Origin of the sequence: Nonomuraea sp. NPDC048892 (assembly GCF_040649735.1) — a bacterium.
Lineage (GTDB): Bacteria > Actinomycetota > Actinomycetes > Streptosporangiales > Streptosporangiaceae > Nonomuraea > Nonomuraea maheshkhaliensis.
Genome location: NZ_JBEZFZ010000024.1, coordinates 95,333 through 116,571 on the forward strand (window position 1 = coordinate 95,333; position 21,239 = coordinate 116,571).

Sequence of the window (21,239 nt, forward strand, 5' to 3'; positions counted from 1 at the left end):
TGGACGAAGACGTGGGATTACCGCGACTCCGGTCGGGGAAAGAGAACTGGTCTTGCCGAAGCCGTGCTGAAACGGATCGCGGGCGGCTACTGTCCGGACGGGAGGTTATCCGTGGACCGTCGTCGCTTCATCTCCAACGTCGTCGCCGGCATCGCCGGGCCCTTCGCCGGGGTCGCCTGCGCCGGAGCCAGGGGCGGGGCCGAGCCCGTGTCCGGCTACGGCCCGCTGCGCCCGGTCAAGGACCTGCGTGACGGCAAGGTGCGGCTGCACCTGCCCGACGGCTTCAAATACCGCTCGTTCAGCGTGGCCGGCGACAAGTTCGACGACGGGTCCACGGTGCCGGGCAGGCACGACGGCATGGCGGCCTTCTCCGGCCCCAAGGGCAGCACCGTGCTGATCCGCAACCACGAGGTCAACGGGCCCGTGGGCGCGTTCGGCGACAGGGACAAGGCGTACGACCCGATGGCCGGCGGCGGCACCTCGACGCTGCGCGTCACCCGCTACGGCGAGGTGATCACCAGCGCGCCCTCGCTCACCGGCACCATGATGAACTGCTCCGGCGGCCCCATGGCCTGGCGCGCCTGGGTGACCTGCGAGGAGACCGTCAACGGGCCCGACGTGGGCGACGACTTCTCCGGCGGCGACAACTCCAAGCTGACGCGCAAGCACGGCTACCTCTTCGAGGTGCCGATCGGGCGCGCCGCCAGCGCCAGGCCGATCAGGGCCGCCGGACGCTTCCCGCACGAGTCGGCCGCCTTCGACCCCTCCTCCGGCGCCATCTATCTGACCGAGGACAACTTCGGCTTCCCGTCCGGTTTCTACCGCTACCTGCCGCCCAAGCATCCGATCCTGGCGGGGCGGCTGCTCGACGGCGGCCGGCTGCAGATGCTCGCCGTCAAGGGCGCGGAGCGCAAGGACCTGTCCGAGGGGCAGGAGCCCGGTGCCACGTACGCGGCCACGTGGGTGGACATCGACGACCCCGACCCCGACTTCACCGGCAGGCCGGCCAACGACGTGGCCGTCCAGGCCGTGGGCAAGCAGGGCAGGCGGAAGGGCGCGGCGATCTTCTCCCGGCTGGAGGGGGCGGTCCACCATCAGGGGACGATCTACTTCGTCTCCACCCAGGGCGGGGCCACCGCGCCGGGCGACACCGCGCCCGACGGGTTCGGCAAGGGGCGCGGGCAGGTGTGGGCGTACGAGACGTGGAGCGGCCGGCTCAAGCTCGCCTACGAATCGCCCCGCGCGTCGGTGCTCGACCTGCCCGACAACGTCACCGCCAGCAGGCGCGGCACGCTGGTGCTGTGCGAGGACGGCGACGGCGACAACTACCTGCGCGGCCTCAGCAAGGCGGGGCAGATCTTCGACTTCTGCCGGCTGCAGCCGATCGCCGACGACGCGGGCGCCGAGTTCGCCGGCTCCACGTTCGGTCCCGGCGGTCACACGCTCTACGTCAACGTGCAGGCCAGACAGGGTATGTCGATCGCGATCTGGGGTCCGTGGGAGCGCGGGCCGTTCTGAGTAGGCTGGGACGATGATCCTGGGAATCGGCGTGGACGTCGTCGACATCGCCCGCTTCGAGGCCGCGCTCGATCGTACGCCGCAGCTCAGGGACCGGCTGTTCACCGAGGTCGAGCGGCCGCTGGCGGTGCACTCCCTGGCCGCCAGGTTCGCCGCCAAGGAGGCGGTGGCCAAGGCGCTCGGCGCGCCGAAGGGGCTTGGTCATCTGGAGGCCGAGGTTCACTGTGATGAGCTGGGCAAGCCCGAGTTGCGCGTCTCGGGGAAGGTGGCCGAGGTGGCGTACGAGCTGGGGGTCAAGCGGTGGCACGTCTCACTCAGCCATGACGCGGGCGTGGCCATCGCGTACGTGATCGCCGAAGGGTGAAACATGAAGACCGCCTATACCGCTGATCAGATCCGAGGCGCTGAGCACGCGCTCATGGCGCTGTTGCCCGAGGGGACGCTCATGCAACGGGCGGCCACCGGGCTCGCCGCCGTCTGTGCCGACCTGCTCGGGCGGGTCTACGGGAGACGGGTCGTGCTGCTCGTCGGCAGCGGTGACAACGGCGGTGACGCGCTCTACGCGGGCGAGCGGCTGGCCAGGCGGGGCGCGTGGGTGGGCGCCGTGCTGGCCGGGTCCAAGACGCACGAGGCGGGGCTGCGGGCGCTGCTCGACGCGGGCGGGCGGGTCGTCGAGGCGCATGAGCTCGGGCGGGCCGGCCTGATCATCGACGGACTCGTGGGGATCGGCGCCTCAGGGGCGTTGCGTGAGCCGTACGCGCGCCTGGCCGAGGCGGCGAACGCGGCCCCTGGGCCGGTCGTGGCCGTCGACGTGCCCAGCGGGGTGGACGCGAGCACCGGGCAGGTGGCGGGCGCGGCGGTCAGGGCCAAGGTGACCGTGACCATGGGGGCGTACAAGACGGGGCTGCTGGTCGATCCTGGCGCCTCCTACGCGGGAGACGTCCGGCTGGTGGACATCGGGCTGGGCGACCACGTGCCCGATCCCGACGTCGCCGCGCTGAGCGGCGGTGACGTGGACGCCCTCATGCCCAGGCCGGGCGCTGAGTCGGACAAATACCGCAGGGGAGTGCTGGGGGTGGCGGCGGGCAGCGACCAGTTCACCGGCGCCGCCGTGCTGGCGGTGGGGGGCGCGCTGCGGGCGGGCGCCGGCATGGTGCGTTACGCCGGCCGCGAAGGGCCTGTCGCCCAGGTGCGCGCCCACTGGCCTGAGGCCGTGGTGACGCCCCTGGACGAGCCCACCATCGATCATGTCGGGCGGGTGCAGGCCTGGGTGCTCGGCCCCGGGCTCGGCACCGACGACTGGGCGCACGAGCTGGCGGCCAGGGTGCTCGGCTCCGGCGTGCCCGTACTCGTCGACGCCGACGCCCTGACGCTGGTGGCGCGCGACCCCGGGCTGCTGCGCCGTGACGCGCCCGTGCTGCTCACGCCGCACGCGGGTGAGCTGGCCAGGCTGATCAGGGCCGAGCGCGACGACATCGAGGCGGCCAGGCTCGCGCACGTCCGCCGGGCGGCGGCCGAGCTGGGCGTGACCGTGCTGCTCAAGGGCTCGACCACGGTGGTGGCCGAGGACGCGCGGCCGGTACGGGTCAACGTCACCGGCACCTCCTGGCTGGCCACCGGCGGCACCGGCGACGTGCTGGCCGGCATCTCAGGCGCGCTGCTCGCCCAGGGGCTGAGCTGCTACGACGCCGCCTCGTGCGGCGCGTTCCTGCACGGCGTGGCCGGTCGGCTGGCCGCCGACGGCGCGCCCCTGGCGGCGGCCGACGTGGCCACGGCGGTTCCCGCGGCGATCCGCGCCGTGACCGGCGCGGTCTCGTGACGGGCCCGAGGGCTGCGACCAGCGCGCCCTCGTGACAGGACTGAGGGCCGTGACCAGCGCCGTCTCGAAGAGGCCGGCGGTGAGAACGGCGCCCGAGCACGTGCGCGAGCTGCCACACTAGAAGGATGTACTCTCCGCCCGCCACGCCCGCCGAGGCACGGGTCGACCTGGCCGCCATCAGGCACAACGTGACCCTGATCAAGGAAGCCGCCGGCGGCGCCGAGCTCATGGCCGCGGTCAAGGCCGACTCCTACGGGCACGGCCTGGTGCCGGTCTCCGAGGCCGTGCTGCGCGCCGGGGTGAGCCGGCTCGGCACCGCGTTCATCAGGGAGGCGCTCGCGCTGCGCGAGGCCGGTATGACCGCGCCGGTGCTGTCCTGGCTGATCACCCCGGACGAGCCGCTCGACGAGGCGCTGACCCACGACGTCGAGCTGTCGGCCTCCGACGTGCGGCTGCTCGACGAGATCGCCGCCGCCGCCCGCCGCACGGGCCGCACCGCGACGCTGCACCTGGAGGCCGACACCGGCATGAGCAGGGGAGGCTCGCCGCTGGCCGCCTGGCCGGCGCTGCTGGCCAGGGCGCTGGAGCTGCGCGCCGAGGGCGTCGTCGAGATCGCCGGCCTCTGGTCCCACTTCGCCTGCGCCGACATCCCCGGGCATCCGTCGATCGCCAGGCAGCTGGAGGCGTTCGAGACGGCGCTGAAGCTGGCCGAGCAGGCCGGCGCCGGCGGCTCCCACGTGATCAGGCACATCGCCAACTCGGCCGCCACGATGACGCTGCCCGAGGCCCGCTACGACATGGTCAGGAGCGGCATCGCGATGTACGGCCTGAGCCCCGTCCCCGAGCTGGGCGACTTCGGCCTCAGGCAGGCGATGACGCTCGTGGCCAGGGTCGGGCTGGCCAAGCGGGTCACTGAAGACTCCGGCGTCTCCTACGGTCACCTCTACACCACCGACCGCGAGACCACGCTCGGCCTCGTCCCGCTCGGGTACGCCGACGGGATACTCCGGCACGCGACGGGGCGGGCCGAGGTGCTGGCGGGCGGGCGCCGCAGGCTGATCGCCGGCCGGGTGTGCATGGACCAGTTCATGATCGACATGGGCGACGCCCCGTTGGCGGCAGGTGACGAGGTCGTGCTGTTCGGGCCGGGCGACGACGGCGAGCCGACCGCTCAGGAGTGGGCGGATTCCCTCGGCACGATCACGCATGAGATCGTGACCAGGATCGGTGCGCGGGTGCCCAGGGTCTATCGAGGGTGACGGCGGGCACATCGCGGCTGCCATGAGCGGAGAAGGATCGGGGACATGACGACGACGACAACACGGCGCAGGGTGGGAATCGCCGGCGCGCTCGTCGGTGCGGCATCCGCCGGTGTCGCGGCGGCGGCGCTGGCCAAGCGTTACGCGGTCGGCCGCATCAGGCTGCGCCCCGACACCGAGGCGAGCGAGCCGTTCGGCGAGCTGCGCGGCAGGGAACGCACCCTCATCACCTCCGACGGCAAGGCGCTGCACATCGTGATCGACGGTCCCGACGACGCGCCGCTGACGGTCGTGTTCTGCCACGGCTACTGCCTCAACCTCGAATCCTGGCACTACCAGCGCAAGGACCTGCGGGAAAACTACCGGATCGTGCTGTGGGACCAGCGCTCCCACGGGCGCTCCCAGCGGGCCGGCGCCGACGACAGCACGATCGACCGCCTGGGCGAGGACCTCGCCGAGGTGATCGAGCAGTTCGTGCCCGGCCCGTGCGTGCTGGTCGGCCACTCCATGGGCGGCATGACGATCATGGCGCTGGCCGACCGCCGCCCCGGCCTGTTCGGCGACAAGATCCGCGCGGTGTCGCTCATCTCGACCTCGGCCGGCAAACTCGCCGAGCTCACGCTGGGCCTGCCCGCGATCCTGTCCAAGGTCGTGCACAAGGTGGCTCCCACCACCGTGTCGATGCTGGGCAAGCGGGGCGCCCTGGCCGACAGGGCCCGTCACGCGGGCAGCGACATCGCGTTCCTGATCACCCGGTTCGTCGGCTTCGGCGACTCCAAGAACGTCAGCCCGACCGTGGTCGACTTCGCCGAGTCGATGATCAGGGCGACCCCGACCGAGGTGGTCGCCGACTTCTACCCGGCGCTGATGAACCACGACAAGCTCTCCGCCCTCGACGTGCTCGATCCGGTGCCCACGGCGATCCTGGTCGGCGACCGCGACTGGCTGACGCCGCCCGACCACAGCAAGGCCATGGCGGCCGCGCTGCCCAAGGCCCAGCTCACCGAGGTGCCCGACACCTCGCACCTGATCCAGCTGGAACGGCCGGGCGTCGTCAACGACGCGCTGCGCGACCTGCTGAAGCGGGTGGAGCTGTGACGTGCCGGAGCGCATCCGACGAGAAGGGGGCAGGGCTGTGACGCGCCTGGTCACGCCTGGTACGAAGGGGGGAGAGCGGTGACACGACTGGCCACACCGGAAGACATGCGTGCCTACGGCGCCCGCCTGGCCGCCAGGCTGCGCCCGGGAGACCTGCTCGTCCTGTCCGGCCCGCTCGGCGCCGGCAAGACCACGCTCGTGCAGGGCATCGCGGAAGGGCTGAAAGTACGCGGCCCGATCACCTCGCCCACGTTCGTGATCGCCAGGGTGCATCCCTCGCTGCGCCAGGGCCCGCCGCTCGTCCACGTGGACGCCTACCGGCTCGGCGGTGACCTGGAGGTCGACGATCTCGACCTGGACGCCTCGCTGGAAGACTCGGTCACCGTGGTCGAGTGGGGCGAGGGCCTGGTCGAAGGGCTGGCCGAGGACCGGCTGGAGATCCACATCGACCGCGAGGCGGGCGACGAGGCCCGCATTGTGACCCTGCGCGGCGTGGGCTCCCGGTGGAGCGACACGCCGTCTGATCCGCCAGAAGAGTAAAACGACGGTCAAAGCCCGGTATGGCTGGCACCCTTGACGTACCGGGCCGATGATTTAAATCATGATCGTTGGTCAGGGATTCGCCCAGAATTTCTGGGTATCAGGAGGGGCGACATCCACAATTTTGGTGGATGCTGGGTTGTAAGACGGCAAAGTGGGGTGCGGCCGGTGCTCAGGGTCAGGCGTGTCGCGTACGCGGGAGCCATCGTCGTGGTCGGTCTGACCGGCTGCACGGCCTCGGCCGATTCCGATCCAACAGCCACACCGAGCGCCACGCCCAGCGGCACGGCCACCACCACCGTCTCACCCACGACCACCGCGACCGCCACCCCGCGGACGACCACCACCAGGCCGACCATCAACGTCCAGCTCAACCCCGACCGCGTCACCGCCGGCGAGACGTCCAGGGTGTGGATCCTGGCCAACTGCCCGGTCCCGACCGGCGGCCCCGCCCACACCGGCACGGCCACCTCCAGGGCGTTCGTCAACGGCGTCACGCTCAACCCCGTCCCGGCGGCCTCGGCCAGCCCCACCCCGACCGGCACGACCGCCGGCTCCCCGTGGGTGCGCGGCGAGGCGCAGGTCTCGGGAACGATCCGGCGCGGCAGCTACCGCGTGGACGTCAAGTGCGACGGCACCAACGACATCGGCAGGGCCACGCTCAGGGTGGCCGCGGCCGAGTCCGAGCCCGAGCCGACCCGTACGGTGCCCACCAGGGCCCCACGGGCCGGCGGCGGCGGCACGTACGCCCAGGACGCCTCGGAAGAGTCCTCCATCCCGCTCGGCCCGGCCGGCGCGCTGATCGCCCTGGCCCTGGCCGGAGGCATCGGCTTCGCGGTCAAGCGGCGCAACCGGGCCTGACCCATGGCCCGAGCAGGACGGGTGGTGCTCGCGGGCGCCGTCACGGGCCTGGTGCTGGTCATGTTCGGCAAGAACATGGAGACCGGCACGACCAAGCCCGCCGCCGTCGTCGTACCCAAGAGCATCGACATTCCCTCGATCGAGGTCGAGGCCCAGCTGATGAAGCTCGGCCTGCAGAAGAACGGCGAGGTCGAGCTGCCGCCGTACGAGAAGCCGAAGGTGGCCGGCTGGTACACCGGCAGCGCGGTGCCCGGCGAGAAGGGCCCCTCGGTGATCATCGGCCACGTCGACACCAAGACCGCGCCCGCCGTCTTCTACAAGCTCAGGCAGTTACGCAAGGGCCAGACCGTCAAGGTCGAACGCAGCGACGGCAAGGTCGTGTCGTACAAGGTGGACTCGATCGAGCAGGTGCACAAGGACAGCTTCCCCAGCGAACGGGTCTACCTGGAGGACGGGCTGAAGCTGGTCACCTGCGGCGGCAAGTTCGACTACGCCACGGGCGAATATCTCGACAACATCATCGTGTACGCCTCCCAGGTCTGAGCGCCGGACAGGCGTGAAACCGCGTACCGGCCAGGCACGACCCCGGCGGCGGGTAGGCTAAACAGTCGTGCTGGTCCTGGCCTTTGATACCGCAACCCCCGCCGTCACCGCCGCGCTCCACGACGGGGAGCGCGTGCTCGCCGAGTCGACCACGATCGACGCCCGGCGCCACGGCGAGTTGCTCGTGCCCACCATCGAGTCCGTGCTGAGCGAGGCGGGCGCGCGGCTGCGCGACGTGAGCGCCGTCGTGGCCGGCAGCGGGCCGGGCCCCTACACCGGGCTCCGGGTGGGGCTGATGACCGCCCAGGGCCTGTCGACCACGCTGGGCGTGCCCGCGTACGGGATCTGCACGCTCGACGCCGTCGCGTACGCCTCCGGGCTCGGTGAGCCCTTCCTGGTGGCCACCGACGCGCGGCGCAAAGAGGTGTTCTGGGCGCGTTACACCGACTGCCGCACCCGCGCCGAGGGCCCCTTCGTCGACCGGCCCGCCGACGTGCCCGTCCAGGGCCTGCCGGTCGTCGGCGCGGGCGCCGGGCTCTACCCCGACCTGCTCGGCGACGGCGGCGACGCGCCGCCCTACCCCTACGCCGGCGCCCTGGCCGCTCTGGCCGCGCTCCGGCTCGGCGAGGGCGTGCCGCTCGACCCCCCGCGACCGATCTACCTGCGCAGACCCGACGCCGTCGTGCCCGGCGCGCCCAAGAAGGTGACGGCGTGAAACTCAGGCCGATGACCGTGGCCGACCTCCCGGCCGTGATGGCGATCGAACGCGCCACGTTCCCGCTCGACGCCTGGAGCGAGGGAATGATGCGCGGCGAGCTGGCCGACATGCCCCGCACCCGCCACTACGTGGTCGTCACCGTGAACGACGAGATCGTGGCCTACGCGGGCCTGGCCGCCGCGGCCGACCAGGCCGACGTGCAGACCATCGCCGTGCTGGAGAAGCACCAGGGCACCGGCCTCGGCAGCGCGATGCTGACCGAGCTGCTGGCCGAGGCGACCCGCCGCGGCGCACGCGAGATCTTCCTGGAAGTACGCGCCGACAATCCCCACGCGCAGGCCGTCTACCGGCATTTCGGGTTCGAGGAGATCGGCACCCGCCGCCGCTACTACGACGACGGCACCGACGCGATCATGATGAGAAGGAAGCTTGGTGACTGACGCACCCCTGGTCCTGGGCATCGAGACGTCCTGCGACGAGACCGGCATCGGCATCGTGCGAGGCCACACGCTGCTGGCCAACACGATCGCCTCCAGCATGGACGAGCACGCCAGGTTCGGCGGGGTGGTGCCCGAGGTCGCCTCGCGCGCCCACCTGGAGGCCATGACGCCCACGGTGGAGGCCGCGCTGGCCGAGGCCGGGCTGAAGTTCTCCGACATCGACGCCATCGCCGTGACCGCCGGGCCAGGCCTCGCCGGGGCGCTGCTGGTCGGCGTGGCCGCGGCCAAGTCCTACGCGCTCGGCCTCGGCGTGCCCCTCTACGGCGTCAACCACCTGGCCGCCCACGTCGCGGTCGACCAGTTGGAGCACGGGCCGCTGCCCAAGCCGTGCATCGCCATGCTGGTCTCCGGCGGTCACTCGTCGCTGCTGCTCGTGCCCGACGTCGCCGACGACGTGATCTCGCTCGGCTCCACCGTGGACGACGCGGCCGGCGAGGCGTTCGACAAGGTCGCGCGGGTGCTGGGGCTGCCCTTCCCCGGCGGCCCGCACATCGACAGGGCCGCCCGCGACGGGTCGGGGGCGGCCATCGCCTTCCCGCGCGGCAAGATCGACGACGGCACGCTCGACTTCTCCTTCTCCGGGCTCAAGACGGCCGTCGCCCGGTGGGTCGAGGCCCGCGAGGCGTCCGGGCAGTCCGTGCACGTGCCCGACGTGGCCGCCTCGTTCCAGGAGGCCGTGGTGGACGTGCTGACCCGTAAGGCGTTGCAGGCGTGCCGGAAATACGACGTGCACGATCTGCTGATCGGGGGCGGGGTGGCGGCCAACTCGCGGCTGCGGGCGCTGGCCCAGGAGCGGTGCGAGGCGGCCGGCGTACGGCTGCGGGTGCCTCGTCCCGGGCTGTGCACCGACAACGGCGCCATGGTCGCGGCGCTCGGGTCCGACCTGGTGGCGGCCGGGGTCACGCCGTCGACGCTGGAGATCCCGGCCGACTCGTCGCTTCCGATCACGACCGTTCACGTCTGAGCCACGCTCACGACCGTGCACGTCTGACCAGCGATCACGACCGTGCACGTCTGACCTGACCGCCCTCTGACCCGACCGCCCTCGCCGATGCGGCGAGGGCGGGGCGCGCGGGCCTTGGGCCGCGCAGTGCTTGGGCCGAGCGGCCCTTGGGCGGCTCAGTCCTTGGGGCGGGTCGGGCGGAGGAGGGCTTCGGCCAGGGCCAGCATGGTCTCCTCCAGCGCGCCCAGCCGCTTGTTGAGGTCTTCTGTCGCGGGGTTGACGATGCCGGACACCGTGCCGGCCAGCTCGTCGTGGTCGGGGCGGGACCGTACCAGCTCGGTGAGCGTCTCGGTCGCGGCGGCGAGCCGCTCGGCCTGCTCGCCCGAGTGGGTCTGGATCAGCTCGCCGACCTGCTCGGGGATGGCCAGGGTGGCGGGGAGCTGGGTCATGCGCTGGTTGACGGCCTCGATGCGGTCGTCCACCGACTCCAGGTGCGCGCCCGCCTGCTCGGCGCGGGTGGCCAAACCGTTGAGGTGGGTGTCGAGGCCGTTGAAGCGGGTGTCGAGCCCGCCGAAGTGACCGTCGACGGCGTCGAAGCGGCTGCTCATGTGCTCCTCGGCCTCGCCGAGCCGCTCGTCGATGGCGTCGATCTGGTTGTCGAGCTTGTTGAAGCGGCCCTCGTTGCGGGTGGCGGTCTCGCTGACGTGCTGGTCGGTGGTGGCCATGCGCTCGTCGAGCGAGGCGAAGCGGGCGTCCACGCGTACGTCGAGCGCGTCGAAGCGGTCGTCGTGGCGGCCCAGGTGGCCGTCCAGGGTGCCCAGCCGCTTGTCCACCGCGCCGAGCCGGCCGTCCATGGACAGCAGCCGCTGATCGACCCCGCCGATCCGGCCGTCGAGGCCGTCGAGCCTGGTGTCGATGTCGGCCAGGCCCTCGTCCGCGGACTCCAGCCGGCTGTCGAACCCGGTGAGCCGGGAGTCGAGCCCCTGCAGCCTGCCCTCGGCCCGGTCGAGGCGGGCGTCCACGCCGCTGAGGCGGGCCGTCAGGCGCTGCTCGCTCTCGCCGAGCTGCACCGCGAGGTGCTGGTCGGTCTCGTCGAGCCTGGTGGTCAGGCGCTGCTCGACGCCGGTCAGGCGACCGGTGAGCTGCTCGTCGGCCTCCTTGAGCCGGCTGACAAGGCGTTCGTCGGCCTCCAGGAGCGCCGTGGCCAGGCGCTGGTCGGTCTCGTCGAGCCGGACCGCGAGGCGCTGGTCGGTCTGCTCCAGCCGGGTCGTGAGCCGCTGGTCGGCCTCGTCGAGCCGGGCGCTGACGCGCTGCTCGCTCGCCTCGACCTGACCGGTGAGCTGGTCGGTGGTGCTCCGCAGTTGCTCGGTGACGTTTTCCGACAGGTCGCTCATCGCGACCTCGACCCGGTCGGTACGGGTGGTCAGATCGGACATCGACTTGTCGAGCCGGGTGAAGCGGCTGGCCGCGGCCTCCATGCTGGAGTTGAGGGTGGCCAGCTTGGCGGAGAAGTCGGACATGCCCTTGGTGATGCCGTCGGTGGTGTCGAGCACCGACTGCAGCTTGCCGAGGGCTTCGTCCACGCTCTCGCCCACGGTGCCGAGGTCGGCCCACAGGCTGGGCAACTCGGAGACGGGGGCCACCCTGGCGTCCACGTCGCCGACCCTCGCGTCCACCTCGCCCACCCTGGCGCCCACGGCGTCCACGTGGTCGCGTACGGCCTCGACGTGCTGCGCCAGGCCCTCCGCCCACATCGGCGGCTTGGCGGAGATCTCGTCCAGCCGCCCGCTCACCGACTCCAGCGTGCCGCTGAGCCCGCCCAGCTCGCGCTCGCGCACCTCGCGCAGCAGCCACTCCATGCCTTCGAGCCGCTGGCGGATCTCGTCGAGCACGGCGCCCTGCGTGCGCTGCTCGTAGACGTGGTCCTGGGCGGCACGCGCGAGCAGGTCGCGCATCCTCTTGGGTACGGCGTCATGCGCGCCCGTCTGAAGCAGGGTGGTGTGGTTGGAATGGTCCACCGAAAGCTCCTTCGCTCGCCGACGGTCTGCCGCGCAGCGGTGGGGTTGGTCCGGTTCATCTGAAAGAGCGAGAACGCGGGTGACCGCATTAAGGGGGAGAACTCCCGCCCGCCAACCTTAGCCTTTCGATCATGGTCCGTCAGGGCCGAAGTGAAAGATCGCCGTTAACGCGCGGATGACCGAGTTTGGAGGTTCAGGCAGGTGAGAGGGGTTTGCAGAGAAGAACCGATGGTTTGTCGAGAATGCGGGTCAAGATGACGACGGCCGAGTTGTCGCCTTTGAGGCGCAGGTCGGCGCGGAGGCGTTCGATGTCGACCGCGGAGCCCCGCTTTTTGATGGTGGCATTGCCGATTTGTCGCTCGCGGAGAAGCGCGCGGAGTTTTTTCAGAGAGAACGGGAGAATGTCCTCTATTTCGTATCTGGTGGCCCATGGGGTGTCCACCGGGTCGTCCGCGGTGATGTAGGCGATCAGCGGGTCGAGCAGCCTGCCGCCGACCAGCTCGGCCACTTCGGCGACGAGATGGGCGCGGACGGCGGCGCCGTCCGGCTCGTACACGTACCGGCCGGCGGGGCCGACCGGCGCGGGGGTGGCGGTGACGCCGGCGGCCGTGAGGGAGTGGCCGCCGGGCAGCAGCGTGGCGCGCCGGCCGCCGCCCTGGCCGGTCCAGATCGTGGCTTCCTTGACCTCGCCCTTGTACGAGACCCACTCCGTCTGCGCGCCTTCGGGGATGAACTCGTACGGGATGCCGGGCGCGACCTTGACGCAGGCCAGGCCAGCGCGGGAGATCAGGTCGAGCACCACGGGCCACGGCGGGGAGTAGGCCATGGGGTCGAACGTCCTGCCCCTGCCGGTCCGCCTGGCCGGATCGGCGAACAGCACGTCGTACTCCTCCGGCCTGATCTGCGCCGCGTCGCCCACGCGTACCGTCACCCGGTCGTCCACGCCGAGCGCGCGGGCGTTGGCCGCGGCCACGGCGACGGTCAGCGGGTCGGTGTCCACGGCGGTCACGGCGCAGCCGGCGCGGGCCAGCGCGAGCAGGTCACCGCCGATGCCGCAACAGGCGTCCACGACTTGGAGCGCCTTCCCGGCCGCCGGTGCGGTCGCCGATCCAGGCTCCGGCCCGGTCGGCGCTTCGAATGTGTGTCCGGCCATCGCCGGCAGGCGGCGGGCGCGGTGCTCGGCGACCTCAGCCCTGGTGGACTGCTCCAGGCCGTGCGGCGTGAAATACATCACCGCCGCGTCCTCGCCGAACTTGGCCTTCGCCCGTTCCCTGAGCCCCGCCTGGGTGAGCGCGGCGGAGGTGAGGGCGGCGTCGTACGTCCTGCGCAGCGCGGTGGCGGCGGCGACCGGATCGGCGCCGGCGAGCTCACCGGCCCGCGCCAGGGCCTCCTGGCCGCGCGGGGTCAGCAGCTCGGTGAAGGCGTCGAGGTCCACGTCGTCCGACGTTAGCGCCACGGCGTACCCGGATCGTCCCGCAGACGGGGGGAGATGGGAGTATTTGTCCACGTAGCGGCCTTGGCGAGGCCCGGGCTTTGACGCCTGATCGCTCAGAGCAGACGCGTTCGTGTTGACTGTCAAGCCCCTCTTGCATATGTTTCGTGTTGGCACTCTCCCCTTGAGAGTGCCAACGTGCGACGAGGCAGGTCTGACACCCGCGACGGCAGGCCCCGCTGGTCGCCTCTTCTGATCATTCAAATCTGAAGGGGAGGTCCGATCGTGACGACCGCCACCAAGGTTCCCGTTAAGCCGCTCGGCGACCGCATTGTGGTTCAGCCGCTTGAGGCCGAGCAGACCACCGCTTCCGGCCTGGTCATCCCTGACACCGCCAAGGAGAAGCCGCAGGAGGGCAAGGTCCTCGCGGTGGGCCCGGGCAACTGGGACGAGGACGGCGACAAGCGGATTCCGCTCGACGTCTCCGAGGGCGACATCGTCCTCTACAGCAAGTACGGCGGCACCGAGGTCAAGTACGGCGGCGAGGAGTACCTCGTGCTCTCCGCCCGCGATGTTCTCGCGATCATCGAGAAGTAGCCGGATGTGTCGAGCCCCGGGCGCTCTTGAGGGCGGCCGGGGCTTTCGACGCTAGGAGAGGACTTTCAGTTATGGCGAAGATCCTGGAGTTCAACGAGGACGCCCGCCGTGCGCTCGAGCGCGGTGTGAACGCCCTCGCGGACGCCGTGAAGGTAACCCTCGGCCCGCGTGGCCGCAACGTCGTCATCGACAAGAAGTTCGGTGCGCCGACGATCACGAACGACGGTGTGACCATCGCTCGTGAGATCGAGCTGGAGGAGCGCTACGAAAACCTCGGCGCCCAGCTCGCCAAGGAAGTGGCCACCAAGACCAACGACATCGCGGGCGACGGCACCACCACCGCGACCGTCCTGGCCCAGGCCATGGTCCGCGAGGGCCTGCGCAACGTGGCCGCCGGCGCCTCGCCGCTGTCGCTCAAGCGCGGCATCGACAAGGCCGCCAAGGAGATCAGCGACAAGCTGCTCGCCAGCGCCCGTGAGGTCGGCGACAAGAAGGAGATCGCCAATGTCGCGACGATCTCCGCGCAGGACGCCAAGATCGGCGAGCTGATCGCCGAGGCGTTCGACAAGGTGGGCAAGGACGGTGTCCTCACCGTCGAAGAGTCCAACGCCATGGGCATGGAGCTCGAGTTCACCGAGGGCATGCAGTTCGACAAGGGCTACCTGTCGGCCTACATGGTGACCGACCCCGAGCGGATGGAAGCCGTCCTCGAAGACGCCTACATCCTGCTCACCCAGGGCAAGATCGCCTCCATCGCGGACTTCCTGCCGCTGCTGGAGAAGATCGCCCAGACCAAGAAGCCGCTGCTCGTGGTCGCCGAGGACGTCGAGGGCGAAGCCCTGGCCGTCCTGGTCACCAACAAGATCCGCGGCACCTTCACCTCCGTGGCCGTCAAGGCCCCGGGCTTCGGTGACCGCCGCAAGGCGATGCTGCAGGACATGGCCATCCTCACCGGCGGCCAGGTCGTCAGCGAAGAGGTCGGCCTCAAGCTGGAGCACGTCGGTCTCGAGGTGCTCGGCACGGCCCGCCGCGTCGTCGTCACCAAGGACGCCACGACCATCGTCGACGGCGCCGGTGACGCGCAGGCCATCGAGGACCGCGTCAAGGAGATCAAGATTGCCATCGAGCAGTCCGACTCCGACTGGGACCGCGAGAAGCTGCAGGAGCGCCTGGCCAAGCTCGCCGGCGGTGTGTGCGTGCTGCGCGTCGGCGCCGCCACCGAGGTGGAGCTGAAGGAGAAGAAGCACCGCCTCGAGGACGCGATCTCCGCGACCCGCGCCGCGATCGAGGAGGGCATCGTCTCCGGCGGTGGCTCCGCGCTCATCCACGTCTCCAAGGAACTCGACGACCTCGGCCTGACGGGCGACGAGGCCACCGGTGTCGGCGTCGTGCGCCGCGCCCTGGTGGAGCCCGCCCGCTGGATCGCCGAGAACGCCGGTCTCGAGGGTTACGTGGTGACGCACAAGGTGGCCGAGCTGAAGGCCGGCGAGGGCTTCAACGCCGCCACCGGCGAATACGGCAACCTGCTCGACCAGGGTGTCATCGACCCGGTCAAGGTCACGCGTTCGGCCGTGCAGAACGCGGCGTCGATCGCGGGCATGCTGCTCACCACCGAGGCGCTCGTCGTGGACAAGCCCGAGGAGGAGGCCCCGGCCGCCGGCCAGGGCCACGGTCACGGCCACGGCCACTGACCTCACGTCCGACCGTTTCACGGCCCGCACCCGTCCGGGGGTGCGGGCCGTGACGCGTTTGCGGGGGTGTACGCGTCCGGGGGTATGGGCTGTGACGCGTTCGCGGGGGCGTACGCGTCCGGGGGCCGTTGTGCGCTTCCGTGGCGTACCCGTCCGGGGGTATGGGCGCGGGGGGTGCCCCGTGCGGGGGTGCGGGCTGTGACGCGGTTCTGGGGCGTATCCGTCCGGCGGCTACGGGCCGCCGTGACACGGTTTCCGAGCCGCCCGGCGTCGTGGGAGCAGGACGTACGCTGGGCGCTGACTCGACGCGGGGAGGGTGGGGGCGCGGATGCGGTACCAGCGGGCCGTGGAGCGGCTGCGGATGCTCGCGCAGGCCTGCGAGCAGACCCGGCGCGTGCCGGCGGACGAGCCGTTCCTGAAGGAGGCGTACGTCTTCGGTGACCTACTGGAGGGCGCCGACCCCATCGAGGCGATCGAGGTCGCCTTCGTCCTGAACCTGCCGCCCGAGGAGGTGTCGTGGGGCTCCCACCCGCCCGGCACGGCGTGGCTGGTGGACTTCCTGCGCCTGGACAAGGGTGGGATCGCGTACTGGTGGCGTTCCCACCTTGATCCGGTGGCCAACCATCTCATTCGCGAGCCCGTACGATTCTGGTCGCTGGCCGGGATCGAGCCCGGGGTGCTGGAGGCGCTGGCTGAGCGCCGCTTCGAGTCGGCCCGCGAGCAGACGACCGCCGTCCGCCGCCCACCGGCCCAGGTGGAGGCCGAGCTGAAGACGACCCTGGACCACCTGAGATCGGTCCATGCGGCGTTCTGGGACCGTCAGTGGCGCCGCGAACACCGGGGGCTGGGCCGCTATCCGGAGCATCACCTATGGGAGGCGGTGCAGGGCTACCTGGAACTCCTCTACGAGCATGCTGGACACGTCGACCTTGGCGAACGTGACGAGCATGCCGACCACGGCGAACGTGACGAGCGCGATGGGCCCGACGGACGCGACGAGCGCGACGAGTCCGACAAACGCGACGAAGGCTAGGAACGACACGAGGCCGGCGACCCGCGACGTGACCGGCGTGGATCGCAATGGGGGTGGTGGTGCAGGCCGTGGCCGGGGTGATGGGCGTGGGTGGTGATCAGGGAGCGGGTCGCAACAGGGGTTGATGGTGGGGTGGTTTTGCGGAAGGGTCCGATGTTTGCGGGGGTTGGGTGGGTTCGGGGGTCGCGTTCGGGGAGGGACTTTCGCGGGCTGGAGCGGCAGGATGGGGGGAATTGGGGGAAAAGGTGGAAAGTTGGAGTAAACCGAGCACGGGCGATAAGCGTCGGCGGCATGACAAATGTCGTGCATTCCGGGTTATGGGATGAAATATTATGTCAGTATTAAGGCTTAGTGTGGTCAATTGATTACTGACAGTTATCGTCGCTTCAATGTGACCAATCCGTAGCCGTTCGCTATGACGACAGGCAGGATCAGTGCGGGCATCATGCCTATCGTGAGCGAGGGAAGCGTCGCCGACGCCAAAATTGGGGTAAGGCTCGCGTCGAGACTTCCGGCACGGACGGATGACTCCGACCTTAGGGAACTGACGAGCCTCGCCGTGCAGGGGGATCGCAGTGCGATCGAATCTCTGCTCGGTGAGTTGCGTCCGATGGTGGTGCGGTATTGCCGCGCCAGGCTGGGCCGGGTTTCAGGGCAATATCACATTGCCGATGACGTGGCCCAGGAGGTGTGCATCGCGGTGTTGTCCGCACTGCCGCGATACCGCGACATGGGGAGGCCTTTCGCGTCGTTCGTGTTCGGGATCGCCTCGCACAAGGTGGCCGACGCGCTGCGGAGCTCGGTGCGCTCTGCGGTGCCGACCCAGGATCTGCCCGACGGGCCCGACGACGGGCCGGGGCCTGAGGAGACGGTGGTCCGCTACATCGAGGTGGAGCACGCCAGGCGGTTACTGGCCAGGCTTCCCGACAATCAGCGCGAGTTGCTGCTGCTGCGGGTGGTGTCGGGGTTGTCGGCCGAGGAGACCGGTAATGTACTCGGTATGTCACCGGGTGCGGTCCGCGTCGCCCAGCATCGGGCGCTGGCCAGGTTGAGGCAGATGGCCGAGCTGGAGTCGGCTTGACGCCTGAGGACGAGACCGACGCGCTGCTCGACGCGCTCGGTCGTGGACAGACGCCTGACTCAGGCGATCCAGCGGCGCGGTTGCTGGCCGCGCTGCTCGAAGACGTCGGTCAGCGGCGCTCCTCCGTGTCGATGACGCCGTCGACATAGCCTCTGGCGTAGTCCCAGCTGACGTAGTCGGCGGGGTCAGGGTGAAAGGCCGGCTCGTGCACCTGCGGCTGGCCTTTCTCGATCATCTGCTTCAGGTTGCCGCGCAGCAGCTCCCAGTCGAAGAAGTGCTGCTCGCCGCATTCCGGGCAGTCGAGTACGAGCCCCAAAACCCCCTGCGGTTCGAGCAGGGAGCGGAAGACCTCGACGTCGGCGAGGTCGGTGATGGCCTCGTCACGTTCGGCCGCCGTCAGTGGCTCGGCGTCGTCGAGTGCGCCCATCGCTGAGGAAGGGTCGTTCGGATCGTCCGCGAACGGATCGCGGGGGACGTCTTCCAGCACCTTCCCACCATATGACCGAAGCGGCCCCAGCGGTGGGCTTTACCTCAGCCATCCGCGGCTGGCGGCCTCCACGCCCGCGTGGAAGCGGGATTGAGCGCCCAACTCGGTCATGGCCTCGGCGAATCTGGCGCGTACGGTACGTACCGACACCCCGAGCTGGCGGGCGATCGAGTCGTCGCACATGCCCTGCGCGGCCAGCCGCAGCACCTGGACCATGCCCTCGCTCCGCCCGCTCCAGGGCAGGGGCAGCGCGCGGGCCCACAGCTCGTCGAACAGCGAACTGAGCATGCCCACCACGACGGACGTGCGGATCAGGTAGAAGTTGTAGGCGTGGTCGGGCAGGTTGCCGCCCCAGTGGGCGGGCAGGCCCGCGACCTCGGTGCCGGCCGTCATGAACCAGCTCGGCAGCCGGTCGAGCGTGCGTACCTTGCCGCCCGTCTCGGTCAGCTCGGTCAGCTGGTCGCGTACGCCGGGGAGCACGAGGCTGGAGACCGGAATGATCGCATGAACCGTGAGAAGGTTTCGTTTTTGCGCATCAATCCATGGATCCGCAAATTTCCGCGCAAAGTCGGTCATGGTGCGGTCGTCCGGAACGGCGGTCAGTAATTTCATCGGCGGCGAATGAGACTGCACGGCGATGCCCACCACGCTCTCGTACAGGACGTCCGCGCCGCTGGCCATCTCCACCGTGAAATGGCCGCTGCGATAGTCGCGTCCGGCGTCGTAGTCGCGGATCAGGCTGCGAATGGAGCCGAGCGCCGAGTCGATCATGCGACTCTCCTCGGCCAGCCGGTCGAGGCGTTCGGCGATCACCCTGCCGAGCGCGGCCGCGGGGTGCCGGGCCAGGTATTGGCCGGACTGCTCGTCGATCACCCCCAGTTTCACGAGGTCGTCGAGCTGACGGCCGACCTTCTCGACCGGGCCGTCCATGGCCTGGGCGAGGTCGGTGCGGCTGGCCTTGTGCAGCCGCAGCACCGCCGAGTACAGCGCGGTCTGAGCCTGGTCGAGGCCCAGCGTCTCGAAGGGATCGGACACGGTTCGGGGCTCGTTGCGCATTTTATGCGGCTCCGGTGGGGGGTCACGGGCGTGCCGCGAGGATAACCCCGTATAACGCCTGTGTCCGCGTGTTGCGCCGACTCGTTAGACGCCTGGTGCAACTTCGTGCAATTGCACGTTTGCACATTGCAATGTGCCGGTGAGTAACGCATTCTTTACCTAGCGTCGGCATCCAGGCAGGGCGCGGCAGCTCCGGCCATCAGGACGCGGAGGGGGGTTCGGTGGTGTGTGGCGCTGCCGCTCCCGGATGCCGGTGGCCGGGGGATGGGACGGATCACCGACCGTCCCATCCCCCGGCACTTCGATGATGCCGGGAGTACGACGGACCGTGGGGGCCCGTTGTGCTCCCGGCATCATCCTCGTTCGGGGTCGCCGCGCCGAGGTTCCGTGCGGCACGCCGGTGGATATGGAGGCCCGTGCCGGGGTTCTGTGGGGGTGCTCCGCCGGTGGACACGGACACCCGCGCCGAGGTTCCGGGGTGAGCGGTGAGGCCGTGCGGGCTGTTTTGGAGGCAGGCCCTAGACTTGGCTCATTCAGCGCAACGGCAGGAGGGGCCGCAGCATGTCCAAGTTCACCGAGACAGGTCTGACCTTCGACGATGTGCTGCTGGTGCCGGGTTATTCCGACCTGCAGCCAGGGGAGGCCGACACCCGGTCCCGGCTGTCCAGGGACATCACGCTGTCCATCCCGCTGATCTCCGCCGCGATGGACACCGTGACCGAGGCCCGCATGGCCGTCGCCATGGCCAGGCAGGGCGGCATCGGCATCCTGCACCGCAACCTCTCGGTCGAGGAGCAGGCCCAGCAGGCCGACCTGGTCAAGCGGTCCGAGGCCGGCATGGTCACCAACCCGGTGACGTGCAGCCCCGACGACACGCTGGCCGACGTCGAGCGGCTCTGCGCGACGTACCGGATCTCCGGGGTGCCCGTGACCGACATGTCGGGCACGCTGGTCGGCATCGTGACCAACCGCGACATGCGCTTCGAGACCGACCAGTCGCGGCCCGTGCGCGAGGTCATGACCAAGATGCCGCTGGTCACCGCCCCGGTCGGGGTGTCGCGTGACGACGCGTTCGCCCTGCTCAGGCAGAACAAGATCGAGAAGCTGCCGCTCGTCGACGGCGAGGGCAGGCTGCGCGGCCTGATCACCGTGAAGGACTTCACCAAGAGCGAGCAGTACCCGCTGTCCACCAAGGACGCCGACGGCCGGCTCATCGTCGGCGCGGCCGTGGGCGTGGGCGGCGACGCCGAGCTGCGCGCCAAGGCGCTCATCGAGGCCGGGGTCGACGTGGTGGTCGTCGACGTGGCCCACGGTCACTCCAAGGGGCTGGCCGACATGATCGCCAAGGTCAAGGCCAACAGCAAGGTGCAGGTCATCGGCGGCAACATCGCGACCAGGGCGGGCGCCCAGATGCTGGTCGACGCGGGCGCCGACGCGGTCAAGGTGGGCGTGGGCCCGGGCTCGATCTGCACCACCCGCGTGGTGGCCGGGGTCGGCGCGCCGCAGGTCACGGCCATCTACGAGGCGTCCAAGGCGTGCGCGCCCGCCGGGGTGCCGGTGATCGGCGACGGCGGCCTGCAATACTCCGGCGACATCGTCAAGGCCATCGCCGCCGGGGCCGACACGGTCATGCTGGGCTCGCTGCTGGCCGGCTGTGAGGAGTCGCCAGGCGAGCTGATCTTCATCAACGGCAAGCAGTTCAAGTCGTACCGGGGCATGGGCTCGCTCGGCGCCGTACGCAACCGCGAGCGCGGCGGCACCTCCTTCAGCAAGGACCGCTACGCCCAGGCGGACGTCGGCGGCGAGGACAAATACATCCCCGAGGGCATCGAGGGCCAGGTCCCCTACCGCGGCCCGGTCGCGGCCGTGGCCCACCAGCTCGTCGGCGGGCTGCGCCAGGGCATGTGGTACGCGGGCTGCCGGACGATCCCGCAGATGCACACCGACTGCGAGCTCATGCCGATCACGGCGGCGGGACTCAAGGAGAGCCACCCCCACGACATCCAGATGACCGTGGAAGCTCCGAACTATCACAGAAGGTAAGT

20 protein-coding genes are annotated in these 21,239 nt (G+C 70.4%); 16 read left to right on the plus strand and 4 right to left on the minus strand.

Annotated features, from left to right (window positions below):
* Window positions 1-111: 111 nt before the first annotated feature.
* The 11 genes from AB0C28_RS44645 (at window position 112) to tsaD (ending at window position 9,820) form a co-directional block, all read left to right on the plus strand.
* Complete coding sequence (locus AB0C28_RS44645) at window positions 112-1,518, plus strand: alkaline phosphatase PhoX (RefSeq protein WP_358081934.1); 1,407 nt, start codon at window positions 112-114, stop codon at window positions 1,516-1,518.
* Window positions 1,519-1,531: 13 nt separating this feature from the next.
* Window positions 1,532-1,882, plus strand: coding sequence for a holo-ACP synthase (locus AB0C28_RS44650; protein WP_346110082.1), 351 nt, complete (start codon window positions 1,532-1,534; stop codon window positions 1,880-1,882).
* Between the two features lie 3 nt (window positions 1,883-1,885).
* Window positions 1,886-3,337 (plus strand): NAD(P)H-hydrate dehydratase, encoded by a 1,452-nt coding sequence (locus tag AB0C28_RS44655; RefSeq protein ID WP_358081937.1) that lies wholly within the window; start codon window positions 1,886-1,888, stop codon window positions 3,335-3,337.
* A 125-nt stretch (window positions 3,338-3,462) separates the two neighbouring features.
* Window positions 3,463-4,596, plus strand: coding sequence for an alanine racemase (alr, locus tag AB0C28_RS44660; RefSeq protein ID WP_358081939.1), 1,134 nt, complete (start codon window positions 3,463-3,465; stop codon window positions 4,594-4,596).
* Window positions 4,597-4,641: 45 nt separating this feature from the next.
* A complete protein-coding gene (locus AB0C28_RS44665) occupies window positions 4,642-5,694 on the plus strand; it encodes an alpha/beta hydrolase (protein ID WP_357862505.1) in 1,053 nt (350 codons plus the stop codon).
* A 78-nt stretch (window positions 5,695-5,772) separates the two neighbouring features.
* Entirely contained in the window at window positions 5,773-6,234 is a 462-nt protein-coding gene (tsaE, locus tag AB0C28_RS44670; protein WP_357862503.1) for a tRNA (adenosine(37)-N6)-threonylcarbamoyltransferase complex ATPase subunit type 1 TsaE, read from the plus strand.
* Window positions 6,235-6,402: 168 nt separating this feature from the next.
* Window positions 6,403-7,095 (plus strand): hypothetical protein, encoded by a 693-nt coding sequence (locus AB0C28_RS44675; RefSeq protein ID WP_346110087.1) that lies wholly within the window; start codon window positions 6,403-6,405, stop codon window positions 7,093-7,095.
* A gap of 3 nt (window positions 7,096-7,098) precedes the next feature.
* Window positions 7,099-7,638 (plus strand): class F sortase, encoded by a 540-nt coding sequence (locus AB0C28_RS44680; RefSeq protein WP_358081942.1) that lies wholly within the window; start codon window positions 7,099-7,101, stop codon window positions 7,636-7,638.
* A gap of 67 nt (window positions 7,639-7,705) precedes the next feature.
* Window positions 7,706-8,353, plus strand: a complete 648-nt coding sequence (tsaB, locus tag AB0C28_RS44685; RefSeq protein WP_357862499.1) for a tRNA (adenosine(37)-N6)-threonylcarbamoyltransferase complex dimerization subunit type 1 TsaB — start codon at window positions 7,706-7,708, stop codon at window positions 8,351-8,353.
* A gap of 11 nt (window positions 8,354-8,364) precedes the next feature.
* Window positions 8,365-8,796, plus strand: coding sequence for a ribosomal protein S18-alanine N-acetyltransferase (rimI, locus tag AB0C28_RS44690; protein ID WP_357862560.1), 432 nt, complete (start codon window positions 8,365-8,367; stop codon window positions 8,794-8,796).
* Window positions 8,789-9,820: a tRNA (adenosine(37)-N6)-threonylcarbamoyltransferase complex transferase subunit TsaD gene (gene tsaD / locus AB0C28_RS44695; RefSeq protein WP_357862497.1), complete on the plus strand. Its 1,032-nt coding sequence runs from the start codon at window positions 8,789-8,791 to the stop codon at window positions 9,818-9,820. The genes rimI and tsaD overlap by 8 nt, the downstream gene beginning before the upstream one ends.
* A gap of 155 nt (window positions 9,821-9,975) precedes the next feature.
* Here the strand turns inward: tsaD and AB0C28_RS44700 are convergent, their stop codons facing one another.
* Complete coding sequence (locus AB0C28_RS44700) at window positions 9,976-11,817, minus strand: hypothetical protein (RefSeq protein WP_357862495.1); 1,842 nt, start codon at window positions 11,815-11,817, stop codon at window positions 9,976-9,978.
* A gap of 193 nt (window positions 11,818-12,010) precedes the next feature.
* Complete coding sequence (locus AB0C28_RS44705) at window positions 12,011-13,252, minus strand: class I SAM-dependent methyltransferase (protein ID WP_358081968.1); 1,242 nt, start codon at window positions 13,250-13,252, stop codon at window positions 12,011-12,013.
* A 279-nt stretch (window positions 13,253-13,531) separates the two neighbouring features.
* Between AB0C28_RS44705 and groES the strand changes: the two genes are divergently transcribed.
* From groES to AB0C28_RS44725, 4 genes are all read left to right on the plus strand, one after another.
* On the plus strand, window positions 13,532-13,846 hold the full coding sequence (groES, locus tag AB0C28_RS44710; protein ID WP_197093639.1) for a co-chaperone GroES: 315 nt from the start codon (window positions 13,532-13,534) through the stop codon (window positions 13,844-13,846).
* Between the two features lie 71 nt (window positions 13,847-13,917).
* Window positions 13,918-15,537, plus strand: coding sequence for a chaperonin GroEL (gene groL, locus AB0C28_RS44715; RefSeq protein WP_357862491.1), 1,620 nt, complete (start codon window positions 13,918-13,920; stop codon window positions 15,535-15,537).
* Between the two features lie 328 nt (window positions 15,538-15,865).
* Window positions 15,866-16,570: a hypothetical protein gene (locus AB0C28_RS44720; protein WP_358081945.1), complete on the plus strand. Its 705-nt coding sequence runs from the start codon at window positions 15,866-15,868 to the stop codon at window positions 16,568-16,570.
* Between the two features lie 445 nt (window positions 16,571-17,015).
* The gene (locus AB0C28_RS44725) at window positions 17,016-17,651 is read left to right on the plus strand and encodes a sigma-70 family RNA polymerase sigma factor (RefSeq protein WP_090930520.1); all 636 of its coding nucleotides are present in this window, start codon (window positions 17,016-17,018) and stop codon (window positions 17,649-17,651) included.
* A 109-nt stretch (window positions 17,652-17,760) separates the two neighbouring features.
* Here the strand turns inward: AB0C28_RS44725 and AB0C28_RS44730 are convergent, their stop codons facing one another.
* Window positions 17,761-18,138, minus strand: a complete 378-nt coding sequence (locus tag AB0C28_RS44730) for a DUF5319 domain-containing protein (RefSeq protein ID WP_080043188.1) — start codon at window positions 18,136-18,138, stop codon at window positions 17,761-17,763.
* 39 nt (window positions 18,139-18,177) lie between these two features.
* A complete protein-coding gene (locus tag AB0C28_RS44735; protein ID WP_357862487.1) occupies window positions 18,178-19,173 on the minus strand; it encodes a helix-turn-helix transcriptional regulator in 996 nt (331 codons plus the stop codon).
* Between the two features lie 582 nt (window positions 19,174-19,755).
* Here AB0C28_RS44735 and guaB point away from each other — a divergent pair.
* On the plus strand, window positions 19,756-21,237 hold the full coding sequence (guaB, locus tag AB0C28_RS44740; protein ID WP_357862485.1) for an IMP dehydrogenase: 1,482 nt from the start codon (window positions 19,756-19,758) through the stop codon (window positions 21,235-21,237).
* Window positions 21,238-21,239 lie beyond the last annotated feature (2 nt).